The sequence below is a fragment of the Actinosynnema sp. NPDC050801 genome, from assembly GCF_040673975.1.
Lineage (GTDB): Bacteria > Actinomycetota > Actinomycetes > Mycobacteriales > Pseudonocardiaceae > Actinosynnema.
Genome location: NZ_JBFAQZ010000034.1, coordinates 1 through 13976 on the forward strand (window position 1 = coordinate 1; position 13976 = coordinate 13976).

10 protein-coding genes, 1 pseudogene and 1 other annotated feature are annotated in these 13976 nt (G+C 70.6%); of the genes and pseudogenes, 3 read left to right on the forward strand and 8 right to left on the reverse strand.

All coding sequences use genetic code 11. The features are described 5' to 3' along the window. Window positions 1-213: 213 nt before the first annotated feature. Window positions 214-459, forward strand: coding sequence for a hypothetical protein (locus tag AB0K14_RS38170; protein WP_360465750.1), 246 nt, complete (start codon window positions 214-216; stop codon window positions 457-459). Window positions 460-733: 274 nt separating this feature from the next. Here AB0K14_RS38170 and AB0K14_RS38175 read toward each other — a convergent pair whose 3' ends face one another. The 8 genes and pseudogenes from AB0K14_RS38175 to AB0K14_RS38210 all read right to left on the reverse strand — a co-directional run bounded on the left by AB0K14_RS38175 (window position 734) and on the right by AB0K14_RS38210 (window position 10774). Then, complete coding sequence (locus AB0K14_RS38175) at window positions 734-2242, reverse strand: non-reducing end alpha-L-arabinofuranosidase family hydrolase (RefSeq protein WP_360465753.1); 1509 nt, start codon at window positions 2240-2242, stop codon at window positions 734-736. A 693-nt stretch (window positions 2243-2935) separates the two neighbouring features. After that, entirely contained in the window at window positions 2936-3448 is a 513-nt protein-coding gene (locus AB0K14_RS38180; RefSeq protein WP_360465756.1) for a hypothetical protein, read from the reverse strand. Window positions 3449-3637: 189 nt separating this feature from the next. Further along, a pseudogene (locus AB0K14_RS38185) lies at window positions 3638-3867 on the reverse strand (IS3 family transposase); the annotation flags it as partial. Beyond that, window positions 3691-3790 (reverse strand) — a sequence feature (AL1L pseudoknot). It overlaps the preceding pseudogene by 100 nt. 91 nt (window positions 3868-3958) lie before the next feature. Beyond that, entirely contained in the window at window positions 3959-5587 is a 1629-nt protein-coding gene (locus AB0K14_RS38190; RefSeq protein WP_360465758.1) for a family 20 glycosylhydrolase, read from the reverse strand. Beyond that, on the reverse strand, window positions 5584-6465 hold the full coding sequence (locus tag AB0K14_RS38195) for an ATP-binding cassette domain-containing protein (RefSeq protein ID WP_360465761.1): 882 nt from the start codon (window positions 6463-6465) through the stop codon (window positions 5584-5586). Before AB0K14_RS38195 ends, AB0K14_RS38190 begins: the two co-directional genes overlap by 4 nt. After that, window positions 6462-8258 (reverse strand): dipeptide/oligopeptide/nickel ABC transporter permease/ATP-binding protein, encoded by a 1797-nt coding sequence (locus AB0K14_RS38200; RefSeq protein ID WP_364340292.1) that lies wholly within the window; start codon window positions 8256-8258, stop codon window positions 6462-6464. The genes AB0K14_RS38195 and AB0K14_RS38200 overlap by 4 nt, the downstream gene beginning before the upstream one ends. Next, entirely contained in the window at window positions 8255-9196 is a 942-nt protein-coding gene (locus AB0K14_RS38205; RefSeq protein ID WP_360465766.1) for an ABC transporter permease, read from the reverse strand. The genes AB0K14_RS38200 and AB0K14_RS38205 overlap by 4 nt, the downstream gene beginning before the upstream one ends. Window positions 9197-9235: 39 nt before the next feature. Then, the gene (locus AB0K14_RS38210) at window positions 9236-10774 is read right to left on the reverse strand and encodes an ABC transporter substrate-binding protein (RefSeq protein ID WP_360465767.1); all 1539 of its coding nucleotides are present in this window, start codon (window positions 10772-10774) and stop codon (window positions 9236-9238) included. 175 nt (window positions 10775-10949) lie between these two features. Here AB0K14_RS38210 and AB0K14_RS38215 point away from each other — a divergent pair, with 175 nt between their 5' ends. Further along, window positions 10950-11606, forward strand: coding sequence for a TetR/AcrR family transcriptional regulator (locus AB0K14_RS38215; RefSeq protein ID WP_360465770.1), 657 nt, complete (start codon window positions 10950-10952; stop codon window positions 11604-11606). A gap of 72 nt (window positions 11607-11678) precedes the next feature. After that, window positions 11679-13958, forward strand: coding sequence for a glycoside hydrolase family 3 N-terminal domain-containing protein (locus AB0K14_RS38220; RefSeq protein WP_360465772.1), 2280 nt, complete (start codon window positions 11679-11681; stop codon window positions 13956-13958). The last annotated feature ends 18 nt before the right edge of the window (window positions 13959-13976 follow it).

Here is a 13976-nt window from a genome sequence, read left to right on the forward strand (position 1 = left end):
ACTGCTCGGGGTACTTCGACTTGCCTGACACGGGGAACATCCTTCCCCAGACCGCTGTCTGGGATCAGGGTGTCCGGTTCAAGGGGACAACCTCAGGCCAGCCCAGGTCCCATCCTTTGGTGCGATCCCGCCGGGGGCACATCGTTCCACCAGCACGAAAAGGCCCTTGACCGGCGTATACGCTGGTCAAGGGCCTTAGTCGTCTGTCCGGCCATGTCCGGTGAAGTCCGGCCGTCCACGGGTGTCCGGGCCGAATACGGGCCAGAGTTCGGGTTCGGCCGGTCGGCGTCCCATGGCAGCCGCTACACCGTCGTCTGGATGGTCGCCGCCCGCGCCGACGTCCTGACCGCCGCCTGCCGGCGCAACCCCGAACGGTTCGTCGACAAGCCACCCACCCCGCCGATCATTGCCACCAACGTGTGCATCAACCAGCAGCACGATTACGCCGCCGCCCGGTGATCACCTCGGACGCCGGCGACCCCGGCTCACTCGACAAACCCCGGAACCGACCACCTCACCAGGCGTGGCACGTTCCGCGTCTCGTGGTCGACCAGGACGAGGCCGCCACCATCCGGGTTCTCCGCGTGCACGGGCGGGCTCGGCCTTGTGCCGAGCCCGCCCGCTTAAGCTCCACCCGTTCCTGATCGCGCGCCGTGACGCTCACCCGGTTCGGCGTACGTCGTCGCCCGCGGACGTCGGGAACACCGGAGCCGGACCTGTGTCACGCCACCGACTAGCGCTGCAGTGTCAGCACGGCCGGCCGGTACGGCAGGATGCCGTAGTCCATGCCGTCCGAGCTGGGGTCGCGCCCCTGGTAGAGGAACTGCAGGTTGCACGGGTCGACGGTCTTGGTCTGGTCGGGGTTGGTCCGAAGCAGATCGCCGTGGCTGATGTCGTTGGTCCAGGTGACGCCGCTGTTGGCCTTGGCGGCGAAGGAGTTGCTCTCGGTGTCGGCCTGCGGTGTCCACGTGCCGTCCAGGCTGGTGGCGGTGAACGAGCGGAAGAAGCGCCCGTTCGCGCCCATCGCCTCGACGATCATGAGGTACTGGTTCTGACCCAGGACCTTGTAGACCTCCGGCGCTTCGAACAGCTTTTCCTTCGTGTCGCTCATGATCGTCGTGTACGACGAGCCGTAGCTGGCGGGGAAGTTCCCGATGGGCATGCTGGACCGGTAGATGTTGCCGTTGTCGCCGGCGAAGAACAGGTACATGTTCGTGTCGTCGCCGATGAGGGTCACGTCGAGGGGGGCCCCAACCGGGAGGGTGCCCGTGAACAGCACCTGCTCCGCGGACCAGCCGTTGGGGTTGGTGGGGTCGCTCGAGGTGCGGTAGGACAAGGGCTGTGGCCAACCCCCGTTGTAGGCGAGCACCCAGAGGTTCTTCGGGGCGAAGTAGAACAGCGTCGGCGCGAAGGCGTCGACGGGAATCGTGTCCTGGGTGATCGTGTTCTGGGTGGCGGTGGCCATGTCGGACCAGTTCGTGAAGGGGGTGAAGGTCGTCAATCCCCACCTCCCGTCCTGACCGGTGAGGGTGTTGTGCGTCGTGGCATAGACGATCTTCTGGCCGTTGTGGACGACGGCGGTGAAGTCCTTGAGCGAGGCCAATCCCGCCTTCGGGGTTGCCAGCGGGCCGGTCGATGTCCAGCGGTACGTCGACGGCAGCGTGCAGGTGCCGCTGCCCCCGCCGACCCGGACGAGTTGCCACTGCTGGTTGGCGCCGCCCCAGTCGCTGTACTGCACGACGCCGGCGCCGTCGTTGGTCGCCGCGTTCTGGACCTCGACCGCCTTGTTGCTGTTGCGGTTGACCAGGCGCACGTAGCCGCCGTCGGAGTCTGCCAACCGGAACTGCTGGTTCGTGCCGTTGTGGTCGGCCCACTGGTGGATGGCGGCACCGTCGGCCGTCGACCAGCTGGACACGTCCAGCACCTTGCCCGAGTGCCGCGACTTGATCCGGTAGTAGCCGCCGCCGGAGTCCACGAACTGGAACTGCTGGTTGTCGGCGTTGGTGCGGGCCCACTGGACGACGTTGCCGCCGTCGGCGGTGGAGAAGTTGTAGACGTCGAGGGCCTTGCCGCTGTTGCGGTTCACCAGTACGTACCAGGCGGCGGTGTCCACCGTGGCGGCCGACGCCGACGTCGTGACCACCGAGAGCAACCCGCCCACGAACGCCACCGCCGCCGCGGCGGCCAACCCCGACCGCAACCGACGACGCCACCTCGCGGCGCGCGCAAACCCAACCGACATAGCGTCTTTCCTTCCATCATTGGGATCGCCGACATGAGGCGGGCCGCATCGGCGCGGGCCCCGACGCCACCCGCGCACGGACGACGGCCCCCAACACAACTTGTTAGCGCTAACACCCCTACTGGGGTGCTGACGAATCCGGGCATGAACATGTAGGGATGTAGTTGATCATTAGACCAACTGGCGGTGTGACGAACGCACCAGGTGGACTGTGAGCGATAACATCGACGACGTCAAGATGTAACGGGAAGGTTTTCGGGGAAGTCCTGTATGAGACACCGGGCCCCGCCGAGGCTGCCGTCGAGCTGCCCGCAGCCTTTCGCCAACCGTTGATCAAGGCCGCGATCCGGGCAGTCGATCCCGGGGAGGTTCGCCGGGGTTCGCGGGCATGCCGATGGTGTGCCGCTCGAAGAGTCATCGTTGCTGGTAGAGCAAGGCTGTCACGGTGTTGGGAACATGTCCGGGTGGTCGTATCCCTGCTGTTCAAGGTGACCCGAAGGCTGCTGTCCGTACCGTCAGTGGTGCTGCGCAACGAGACGGCGAAGGACGCCGAACTGCTCGTCCTACGGCACGAGAACGCGGCCCTGCGCCGGCAACTCGCAGGTCCGGTGCGCTACGAGCCCGCGGACCGGTTCTGGTTCGCCGCCCTGTCCGGGCTGGTGGATCGTCGCCGTTGGCGAGAGGCCTTCCCTGTCACGCCGACCACCCTGCTCGCCTGGCACCGCAGACTCGTTGCCCGCAAGTGGGACTACAGCGCCCGGCGACGCGTCGGACGTCCACCGACCCGGCCTCGAAGTGGGCGCGCTTGCGCTCGATCGTGCGGTACCCGATGCCCAACTCGGTCGCCTTGACGTGCTGACGCTCGGCCAGTGTTGTGCTGTGAGGGTCATAACCGGGTCGCGGGACCGCGCCGGGCCCGGCTCCCGGTGGCAGACCGGTCTGCGCTTCGATCACGTGGTCACGCCACCGTTCGGCCCCGGCGGGCAGGGCGTCGAGCAACCCGAACGGCTCGACCGCGGACAACCCAGGACTGTCGAGGACCGCGAAGTCCGCAGCGGCCATCAGGTGCCTGGCCAGGACCACCTGCTCCCCGCTGGCGTCCGCGCGCAACCGGACCGCCGAGCCCGCCAGCCCCACCACCAGGTACTCGTCGCCGTCGAACGCGACCCGGTCGCCAACCCGCAGAACCGCCCCAACTGAGACCACCAGCCCACCGCCTCGGCCGTCACGATGGCCTCCGGGTGCAGCGGCCGGTCCAGGTCGGTGTGCAGCTCACGCCGCCAGATCAGATGGAACTGCACCACCTGCCGCAACACCGGGCACACCAGCCGGAATCGACCCGGATCGGCGGCACCGCCTCGCTCCGCTTCCCGCTGCTGCTCCAGCGTCGGCACCCTTGGCCGCGTAGTAGCTGCTCGGGGCGATCGCGACTCCCGCCTGGCGCAGGACGGCGCATACTGGCTCGACACCGAATCGGTCCCTGTGCGCGTCGATGTAGGCGATCACCTGGTGTGTGGGCGGTCGAGCTCCGCCGCGAAGAAACTGGCCGCGGACTTCAGGATCTCGTTGGCACGCTTCAGTTCCGCTTGCTCGCGCCGCAACCGCTTGAGCTCCGCCACCTCGTCCGTCGTGGTTCCCGGACGTTGCCCGCCGTCGACCTCGGCCTGGCGCACCCAGTTGCGCAGCCGGCCGGAGCCGTCAGTGGCGCCACTGAGTTCAGGCATCGGCTTGATCGTGGCTGCCGTGTTCCGGTGCGCCAGCGTTCGCGACGGCTGCGCGGTAGGCGGCGCGGAACCCCAGGAGGTTCCACGCCCCGGCGTGTGGGACGAGACGCGAACTGTGGTCGGGCCAGTCGGTGGCCTGCCGAGTCCAGGCCTTCTCCGCTGCTCCCGCGAGGCGCGGGAGCAGGAGGAACGCGAGGTCGTCGAACGAGTCGACCGTCTCGCACCAGATCGCCGCCTCGACACCGGCGATCCGGGCGCCGGCAGCCTCGAGTTCAGGCAGGGTGCTCGGATGCCAGGCGAACGCCTCCTCTGGGCTGCGCGCCACGTAGTCGCGGTGTCCCACGCGCCCCCTCCTCCGCTCCGCCTCCTCGTCGGCCGCAGCGTCCGCGTAGGGGCGGTCCAGGTACAGCATGGTGTTGGAGGACACCAGTACCGGAACGCCTGCTGCGGCTGCGGTAGGCACGTCTTGCGGTGCGAGGGCGAACAGCCGGGCCGCGTCGTCGATCACGGGGTGCAGCGCGGCCGGGGCCCGCGCCTTGAGCTGTTCCACGTCGAAGGGGTTGTCGGGGCCGATCCAGTACTGCAGCAGGTCGTCACCGTCCAGGCAGTGCGCCCGGGCGGCTTCCTGCCAGGCCGCGACGCGCTTGCCGCGGGAGCGGAGCAGTGCATGCGCGTCCCGGACGAACCGCCGGTACGCCTGCTCCGGCATGCCGAACGGCTCGTCGGCCCCCAGGTGCACGAACGGTCCCGGTGCCAGGTCGACGAGTTCGTGGAGCACGTCTCGGGCGAAGGCGGCGGCCTCTGGGATGTCGGGGTCGAGGTAGCGCACGTACGGGTGTGCCGGTTCCGTACCGCCGGCGAGTTCCGGGTAGGCAGTGAAAGCGGCGATCACGTGGCCGGGCACGTCGAACTCGGGGACCACCGTGACGTAGCGCTCCGCCGCGTACGCGATGATCCGGGCGAGGTCCGCCCGCGAGTAGAAGTCCGCGGTCGCGGTGAGGTGAGGGCCGGTGAGCCGAGGACGACCGGTGACCTCCACGCGCCACGCCTGCGAATCGGTGAGGTGCAGGTGCAGGACGTCAAGCTTGTACCAGGCGAGGAGGTCGACGACGCGGCAGACCTCCTCGGGCGGGAAGAAGTGGCGCACGACGTCGAGTGAGAGGCCGCGCCACGCGTAGGCGGGTCCGTCCTCGATCGTGACGCCGGGGACGGTCTGCGCGGGGTCGACGAGTTGGAGCAGGGTGGTGAGGCCGCGGAAGGCGGCTTCGTCACCTGCGGCCTCGACGAGCACGCCCTCGGGGCGGACCGTCAGCCGGTACCGCTCATCGGCAGGGGCCGCGCGGGGGTCGACCCCGTCCGGACCCTGCAGATACGCCAGTCCCAGTGCCTCGGGATCGGCCACGACGACCACGACGTCGGCTCGCGGTTCCCCGTGCGGGACCACGCGGACGTCCAATCCGTGCAGCCGTTGTGCCCAGGTCGCGAACCAGTCGGTCACGCCCCGGGCGAGGTCGCGCGGCACGGCCACGGTGACCGTCCCCGCGGTCGCGAGGGCGACGGATTCCGCTCGGGTCGTCTCGACGTGCGACGGGAGCGGCACGAGGGCAAGGCCCGGCGTCATGCGTTCTCCTCCGCGCGCCGCTGGTCCAGCGCGGCTCGTCGGGTCCGCTGCACGGCAGGATCGGCGACGGGGGCCGACAGCAGCAGTCGCTGGGTGTAGGCGTGCCGGGGCGCGGTGGTGACCTGTCCGGCGTCTCCCGACTCGACGATGAGGCCGCGGTGGATGACGTTGACCCGGTGGCTCATGTAGCGCACCACGGACAAGTCATGGGAGATGAACAGGTAGGCGACCCCCGTCTGCTCCTGGATCTCCAGCAGCAGGTCCAGCACGGTGCGCTGCGTGGTGAGGTCGAGCGCGGAGACCGGCTCGTCGCACACGATCAGCTTCGGGCCGATGGCGAGCGCCCGGGCGATGGCAATGCGCTGGCGCTGCCCGCCGGAGAACTCACGGGGAAGCCGCTGGGCCGCGTCGGAGGGAAGGGTGACGCGGTCGAGGAGGTCGAGGACCCTGCGCCGAGCCTCCTGCCCCGGAATGCCCTGCGCGTGCAGCGGTTCGGCGAGCGTGTCGCCGACCGGGATGGACGGGTTCAGGGAGGCGAACGGGTCCTGGAAGATGACCTGCAGGTCGCGGCTGAGCCGGCGACGCCGCCGGTTGGGGACGTGCTCGATGCGCTCGCCGAGGAACTGCACCGTCCCGTCGTGCACCGGGGCGAGGCCGAGGACGGCCCGTCCGATCGTCGTCTTGCCGGAGCCGGATTCGCCCACCAGGCCCACGGTCTCGCCGGGCCGGATGTCGAGCGACACGCCGTGCAGGACCTCCACCCGCGGGGCGCGCCACCCCTTGCCCGGGAAGGACACCCGCAGGTCGCGGACGTCGAGCACCCGCGGTCCGGGTGGCGCCACCGAGGTGGTCGGAGGCTCGGGTGACACGCTGCTCATGCCGGGACCTCCGTGCCGTCGTCGGCTCGGGGCGCGACCCAGGCGGGCCTGGCGGGGGCGTCGTCGAGCACGGCGTCGATCAGGGTTCGGGTGTACGGGTGGCGCGGGTCCGCGAGGACCTGCTCGGTGTTGCCGGTCTCGACGATGCGACCGGCGTTCATGACCGCGACGCGGTCGCAGAGGTCGGCGACGACGCCGAGGTTGTGCGTCACCAGCAGCACGCCCAGGCCACGGTCGGCTTGCAGTCGGCGGAGCAGTTCCAGCACCTCGGCCTGCACGGTGACGTCGAGCGCGGTGGTCGGCTCGTCGGCGATCAGCAGTCTGGGGTCACAGCTCATCGCCCCGGCGATGAGCACCCGCTGCGCCATGCCCCCGGAGATCTGGTGCGGGTAGGCGTGGAAGACCTTCCGGGGGTCGGCGATCTCCACTTGACGCAGCAGCTCCAGTGCGCGCTCGGCTGCGGCCTTGCGCGAGAGCCGGAGCCGCAGCCGCATCGGTTCCACCAGCTGGCTGCCGATGGTGAAAGCCGGGTCGAGGTTGGTCATGGGCTCCTGCGGCACGTAGGCGACCACGTCACCCCGCAACGCGTGGTACCCCTTCTCGGAGAGCCCGACGACCTCCGTGCCGGCGAGGAGGATGCTGCCCCGCGTGACGCGACCGCCCTCGGGCAGGATGCCCAGCACCGAGAACGCCGTCTGCGACTTGCCGGAGCCCGACTGGCCGACCAGGCCGACCACCTCGCCCTCGGAGACGTCGAGGTCCACTCCGCGCACCACGTCGACGGCCGACGTGCCGGCGCCGTAGGACACGGCGAGGTCGCGCACGGACAGCAACGCCGCCCGCGGCCCAGCATCGTCCCGGGTCGCGGATGCGACCACTCGGGCACGGCGGGCGGCCCGCGGCTTCGAGGGTTTGGCGTCCCCGTCCTCCAGGACGTCGCGGAGCGCGCTCGCCAGCAGTACCAGCGCGGCGCTGGTGATACCGAGTGCCAGCCCCGGCCACACCATGAACAGCGGGCTGCGCTGGACGTTCTGGAACGCCTCGTTGAGCATGGCACCCCAGGTCGGCAGGTCACCGCTGCCGATGCCCAGGAACTCCAGACCCGCCTGCAGGCTGATGGCGATACCCGCGACCAGGGCTGTCTGGATGATGATCGGCGCGCGGACCACGATCAGCACGTGCCGGGCGATGATCCGGCGGTCGCGCAACCCGGACACGCGGGCGGCGTCGACGTACAGCTCACCGCGCACGTTGGCGACGATGCCGCGCACGAGCCGGAAGAAGCTCGGCGCGGCGAGCACGCCGAGGACGACCATGAGCACCCACATGGTCGGGCCGAGGATGGCCCGCGACGCAAGGAGCACGACCATGGCGGGCAGGGCCATCACGAAGTTGCCCACCCAGTTCGCCAGCGCGTCGAACCATTTGCCGTAGTAGCCCGCGACCAGGCCGCCGGGCACCCCGACGGACAGCGCGACCGCGAGGGCGATCAACGCGCCTCCGAGGGTGTTGCGGCCGCCGTGGAGCAGCCGTGACCACACGTCGCGCCCTGCGGAGTCGAACCCCAGCGGGTGTCCCGGCTCCGCCCCGGCGAACGCCTTGCTCAGCTCCGCCGCACCGGGGTCGTCGGTGGACAGCAGCGGCGCCAGCAGCACCGCGCCGCCGATCAGCACGAGGACCAGCGTGGAGATCACGGCCTGCGGGTTGCGCAGGAACCGTCGGGACCGCTTGGCGCGGCGGGGCGTCGCCGCGCCGGCCACCGGGTGGTTGTCTGACATGAGCGCCTCGCTCATGCGGCCCTCGCCTTCGGGTTGAGCCAGCCGACGAGCATGTCGACGACCAGGTTGATCACGACCACGCAGACGACCGTGGTCATGACCAGGCCCATGATGATCGGGGTGTCGCCGCGCGTGGTGTAGGTGACGGTCATGGAGCCGATGCCCGGCAGGCCGAAGATCTGCTCGACCAGCACCGCGCCCCCGAGCAGGCCCACGAACTGCATGCCGAGCACGGTGAGCGCCGGCGCCGAGGCGTTGCGCAGCACGTGGCGGAACAGCACGCGCCGGGGCGGCAGACCCCGTGCCCGCAGCGTGCGGACGTAGTCCTGGCGCAGCACGTCGATGACCGAACCTCGCACCTGCTGGGAGACGCCGGCCACGGCCGCCACGGACAACGACAGGATCGGCAGGGTGACCGTGGACAGCCACCCCGGGACCGATGTCGTCAGCGGGATGTACCCGATCGCCGGGAACCACCGCAGCTGCACGGCGAAGACCAGCACGATGACGAGCGTGACCAGGAAGCCGGGCAACGCGTACCCGACGACGCCGAGCACCTGCACGAACCGGTCGACGGGCCCGCGACGCACGCCTGCCCACACGCCGAGGAGGAAGGCGAGCAGCGCGGTGACGAGCGTGACGCCGAGCATCAGGCTCAGCGTCACCGGCAACCGGTGCCCGATGGCCGTCAGCACGTCCTCGCTGGTGAACCACGACGTCCCCAGGTCGCCGGTGAGCGCGTCCCCCAGCCACCGCGCGTAACGGGCGAGGACCGGCTGGTCGAGGCCGAGCTCGGCGTTCTTGGCGTCCACGGCCTCCTGCGACGCGGACTGCCCCAGCAGCTGCCGCGCCACGTCGAGGGTCGGGATCGACAACAGCACGAACGAGACGAACGAGACGACGAAGAGGAGGAAGACGCCCGCGACCAGGCGGCGGGCAGCGAATCTCGACATGGTGAACGGCCTCCTGCGGGACCCGGGTTCCCCTCGGCCTCAGGCGGCCGGCCGGTAGTTGTAGAGGGATGGCACCGCCATGCCCGACTGGGGCGTCGCCGTGACGCCGCTGTCGGTCACCAGGGCGTAGGTCATCCGGTAGAACGGGACGAACCAGGCGTTCTCCACGAGGTTCCGGTTGAGGGCCCGCAGATCGTCCCGTGCGTCCTCGGTCGAGGAGGTCTGGATCTCCGGCACCAGCGCCCGCACCGTCTCATCGGTGTAGCCGAAGAGGTTGAACGTGCCCGGCAGCACGAGGTCCTTGATGACCAGCCAGTCGCTGGCCTGCTGCCCGAGGTTCATCACGAAACCGGAGAACTCGCGGTTCTGGAAGACGCGCCGCAGCGCGTCGCCCTGGTCGACGTCGACCCACGTGAGGGTGATCCCGACATCGGCGAGGTCGGACTTGAGCGAGGAGGCGATGGCTTCGGTGACGATGGAGGTCATGCGCGGCATCTTCAGCTCGAAGCCGTCCGCGTGGCCGGCCTCCGCCAGGAGCCGCTTGGCCTTCTCCGGGTCGTGGGCGTAGTGCGAGTCGAGGGCTTCGTCGTAGCCGAGGGAGTTGGTGCCGAAGATCTGGCTGGTGACCACGCCCTTGCCCCGGCGGATCTGCTCCAGCATCGTCTTGCGGTCGATCGCGTGGTTGAGCGCCTGTCGCACCTTCACGTCGGCGAGTTCGGGTGTGACCACACCGGCGCGGTCGAACAGCAGGATGCCCTGGTAGTCGAAGTTGATCGGAGTCGTCGTCAGGCCGGTTGCGCCTTCGAGGGCCGCCTGCTGATTGGCGTCCTGGACGACGGCGGTGTCGATCTGGCCGGTCTTGAGCCCGTTGACGATGGCCGTCTCGTTGTCGAACACCGTCATGGTGACGCCGTCGAACGGCAGGCGCTCGCCCCAGTAGCCCTCGGCGCGCCGGTAGACCCACTTCGTCCCAACCGTGGTCTGGGAAGCGTCCAGTTCGTACGGTCCCGTGCCGTCGGGCGTGGTCTTCAGCTTCTCGGCATCGGCGAACGCCGCGGGGTTCGCGATGAGGCCGGCGGCGTCGGACAGGTAGTGGAGGTAGGCCGGGTCCGGCGCGTCCAGGTGCAGCACGACGTGGGTCGCGTCGACCACCTCCACCTGTTCCAAACCGGACAGCCACTTGGCGTTGGCCCCGCTGCTCGCCTTGAAGCGCTCCAGGTTCGCCTTGACCGCCGTGCCGTCGAACGGCGTGCCGTCGTCGAACCTGACGTCGCCGCGCAGCGTCAGCGACAGGTTCGTGCGACCCGCGTCCCAGGTCCACTCGGTGGCCAGCATCGGCCGGTAGGCGCCGTCGGGCTCGCGCTTGAGCAGGGTGTCGTAGGTGGCCTGGAAGAAGGGCAGCGCTCCGCCGACCGCGGTCACCGGGTCGAGGCTCTGGGGGAAGGTCATCGTGGCGATGTCGAGCGTCGGATCGCTCTGCCCGGCCGTCCCGCCGCCGGCTCCGGCGCACCCCGCCAGGACGAGGGCAGCCGCCACGACGCACGCCGAACCGGCGGTCGGGAACCTGCGGATCCTCATGGGTCACTCCTGTTCTGAGCAGCCGGGCTTCCTTGCCCGCACACCGATCTCGCAGAACTAACCATGTGGTAAGTTCTGCCGGGCGACATGGTAGGCACACCACCACGCAAGATGTCCAGCACGCTTTCGCATCACCGGTGCTGCCCGACCGGGACCCGACCCACGAGGAGACACGATGACGAGCCCGGACCTCGACCACGTCGTGAACGACCCGCCCGCGCCCGCCCGCCGGTACACCAAGGGCGACCGCACCAAGGAGCGGATCGTCGAAGCCGCCGCGGACCTGTTCTCGAGGTTCGGCTACCTCGCGGTGTCCCAGCGGGACATCGCCGCCCAGGCGAAGATCACCCACGCGGGTCTGCTGCACCACTTCCCGGGCGGCAAGGACGAATTGCTCATGCAGGTGCTCGAACGACGCGACGCCGACGACGCCGTCGTCCTGTTCGACGAGCACCTCGACGCCTGGGGACACCTCGACCAGACGGTCCGCATCGTCGAGCGCAACGCCCGCACGCCGGGGCTGGTCGCGTTGTACGCCAAGCTCTCCAACGAGGCCAGCGACGTCAACCACCCCGCCCACACCTACTTCCGCCGCCGCTACGAGATCCTGCGGGAGCACTTCGCGGCGGTCCTCGGTGAACTCGTGGGCCGGGACGACGAGCGTCCCGGTGTGGACCCCGACACGGCGGCGCAGCAGCTGATCGCGCTCCTCGACGGACTGCAGACGCAGTGGCTGCTCGCCCCCGAGGTGATCGACATGCGCGCCCGCCTGGTCGACTTCCTCGCCCTGCTCGGCGTCGACACGACCGGCTGGCGCACCGACTCGGCCTGAGGCGCACCGGCAGGGCGCGCTCGGACGCCGCAGCCCGCCGACCCCACCCCACCCATGAGGGAGACCGCACCCATGCCCGACCAGATCGACCGCTCCCCCTCGATCGAGCTGAAGGCGTCGCTGACCTCGGGCAGCGACACCTGGCACTCGACCGGGGCGCCGGGCGTCGTGCGCCCGTTCCTGCTCGCCGACGGGCCGCACGGGGTGCGCCGCCAGCGTGAAGGCGGTGACGCGCTCGGCATCGGCACCAGCGTGCCGGCCACGTGCTTCCCCCCGGCGGTGGCGCTCGGGTCCACGTGGGACCCGGAGCTGGTGCGCCGCGTCGGCGCCGCCCTCGCCGAGGAGGCGGCCGCCCTCGAAGTGGACGTGCTCCTCGGTCCGGGGATGAACCTCAAGCGCTCACCTCTCGGCGGGCGCAACTTCGAGTACTTCTCCGAGGACCCGCACCTCACCGGTCGCCTGGCCGCCGCCTACGTCGAAGGCATCCAGTCCGCCGGCGTCGGCGCGTGCGTCAAGCACTTCGCGGTGAACAACCAGGAGACCGACCGCATGCGGGTCTCCGCCGAGGTCGACCAGCGCGCCCTGCGCGAGGTCTACCTCCGCGCGTTCGAGCACGTCGTGCGGACCGCCCGCCCGGCCATGGTGATGAGCGCCTACAACCGCGTCAACGGCGTCCCCGCGAGCCAGGACCCCTGGCTGCTCACCGAGGTGCTGCGCGGGGAGTGGGGCTTCGACGGCGTCGTCGTGTCCGACTGGGGCGCCGTCGACGACCGGGTCGCCGCCCTGCGCGCCGGCCTGGACCTGGAGATGCCGCCGACCGGCACCGACGACGAGGTCGTGGCCGCCGTCGAACGGGGCGAGCTGGCCGAGTCCGCGCTCGACGCCGTGGTGGAGCGCCTGCGCCGCCTCGAAGCGAGGCTCGGCGCGACCAGGGAACCCGCCTCCGAGCAGGAGCTGGCGGCGATCCGCGACCGCAACGCCGACCTGGCCCGGGAGGCAGCCGCGCGATCGGCGGTGCTGCTGACCAACGACGGCGTGCTGCCGCTGAACCGCTCGTCGCGGGCCTCGGTCGCGGTGATCGGCGAGTTCGCCCGCACACCCCGCTTCCAGGGCGGAGGTTCATCCCGCATCGTGCCGACCGGGGTGAGTTCGGCCCTGGAGGCGCTCACCGCGCGGTTGGGCGCCGACGCCGTCCGGTTCGCACCGGGGTACGCCGTGGACGGCTCCGGCGACGAGGCGCTGGCACGGGCCGCGGTCGAGGCCGCCGGAGCCGCCCACGTCGCGGTGGTCTTCCTGGGACTGCCCGAGAACGCCGAGTCCGAGGGCTTCGACCGCACGACGATCGACCTGCCCGCCGACCAGGTCGGCCTGCTGGAGCGGGTCGCCGCCGTCGCGCCCCGGGTGGTCGTCGTGTTGTCCAACGGCGGCGTCGTGTCGGTGGCCGAGTGGCAGCACCACGCCAACGCGATCCTGGAGGGCTGGCTACTCGGACAGGCGGGAGGAGAGGCCACCGCGGACCTCCTCCTCGGTGACCGCGCGCCCGCGGGCAGGCTCGCCGAGACCATCCCCCTGCGGCTCGCCGACCACCCCAGCTACCCGAGCTTCCCCGGCGCCGACGGGATCTCGGTGTACGGGGAGAGCGTCCACGTGGGGTACCGGCACTTCGACGCGGTGGACCGGCCGGTCGCCTTCCCGTTCGGGCACGGCCTGACCTACACCCGGTTCGAGTACTCCGACCTGCGGGTGGTCGAGCACGCCGAGAACACGTGGGAGGTCGCGTTCTCGGTGACGAACACCGGTGACCACCCCGGCCGCGAAGTCGCCCAGCTCTACGTCGGCCCTGCCGGGGGACAGCAGCCGACCCGCCCGCGCGCGGAGCTGCGTGGCTTCGCCACGCTCGACCTGCGACCCGGCGAGACGGCCACCGTCACGCTGCCGCTCACCGCCGCCGAACTGCAGACGTGGGACGCGCGCGGGCAGCGCTGGACGGTGCTCCCCGGCGACTACGCCGTGCGCGTGGGAGCCTCCTCGCGCGACGTACGGCTGCGTGCCACGGTGCACAGCGACGGCGACCGCGTGCTGGCGCCGCTCACCGCGCAGTCCACGATCGCCGAGTGGCAGGCCGACCCCGCGGGGCAGCAGGTGCTCGCCGCGCTCCTCGGCCGGGTGTCCCTGGCCGGTCGGGCGTCGTCGGTCGCCCCCGAGCTGGTGCGGATGTTCCTGTCCATCCCGCTCGACAAGCTGCGCTCCTTCGGCCTCGGCGTCACCGCGGCGACCGTGGCCGACCTGGTCGCCCGAGCGCAGGCCCGCCAGGACGAACTCATCGCCGCCGGCGCCTACCGACGCCCGTGACACCTCGCGCCCGCAGCC

Excerpts from the sequence above, each read along its gene's own strand:
- AB0K14_RS38170 (WP_360465750.1), top strand. The coding sequence starts at position 214 with ATGTCCGGTGAAGTCCGGCCGTCCACGGGTGTCCGGGCCGAATACGGG.
- AB0K14_RS38175 (WP_360465753.1), bottom strand. The coding sequence starts at position 2,242 with ATGTCGGTTGGGTTTGCGCGCGCCGCGAGGTGGCGTCGTCGGTTGCGG.
- AB0K14_RS38190 (WP_360465758.1), bottom strand. The coding sequence starts at position 5,587 with ATGACGCCGGGCCTTGCCCTCGTGCCGCTCCCGTCGCACGTCGAGACG.
- AB0K14_RS38195 (WP_360465761.1), bottom strand. The coding sequence starts at position 6,465 with ATGAGCAGCGTGTCACCCGAGCCTCCGACCACCTCGGTGGCGCCACCC.
- AB0K14_RS38200 (WP_364340292.1), bottom strand. The coding sequence starts at position 8,258 with ATGAGCGAGGCGCTCATGTCAGACAACCACCCGGTGGCCGGCGCGGCG.
- AB0K14_RS38205 (WP_360465766.1), bottom strand. The coding sequence starts at position 9,196 with ATGTCGAGATTCGCTGCCCGCCGCCTGGTCGCGGGCGTCTTCCTCCTC.
- AB0K14_RS38210 (WP_360465767.1), bottom strand. The coding sequence starts at position 10,774 with ATGAGGATCCGCAGGTTCCCGACCGCCGGTTCGGCGTGCGTCGTGGCG.
- AB0K14_RS38215 (WP_360465770.1), top strand. The coding sequence starts at position 10,950 with ATGACGAGCCCGGACCTCGACCACGTCGTGAACGACCCGCCCGCGCCC.
- AB0K14_RS38220 (WP_360465772.1), top strand. The coding sequence starts at position 11,679 with ATGCCCGACCAGATCGACCGCTCCCCCTCGATCGAGCTGAAGGCGTCG.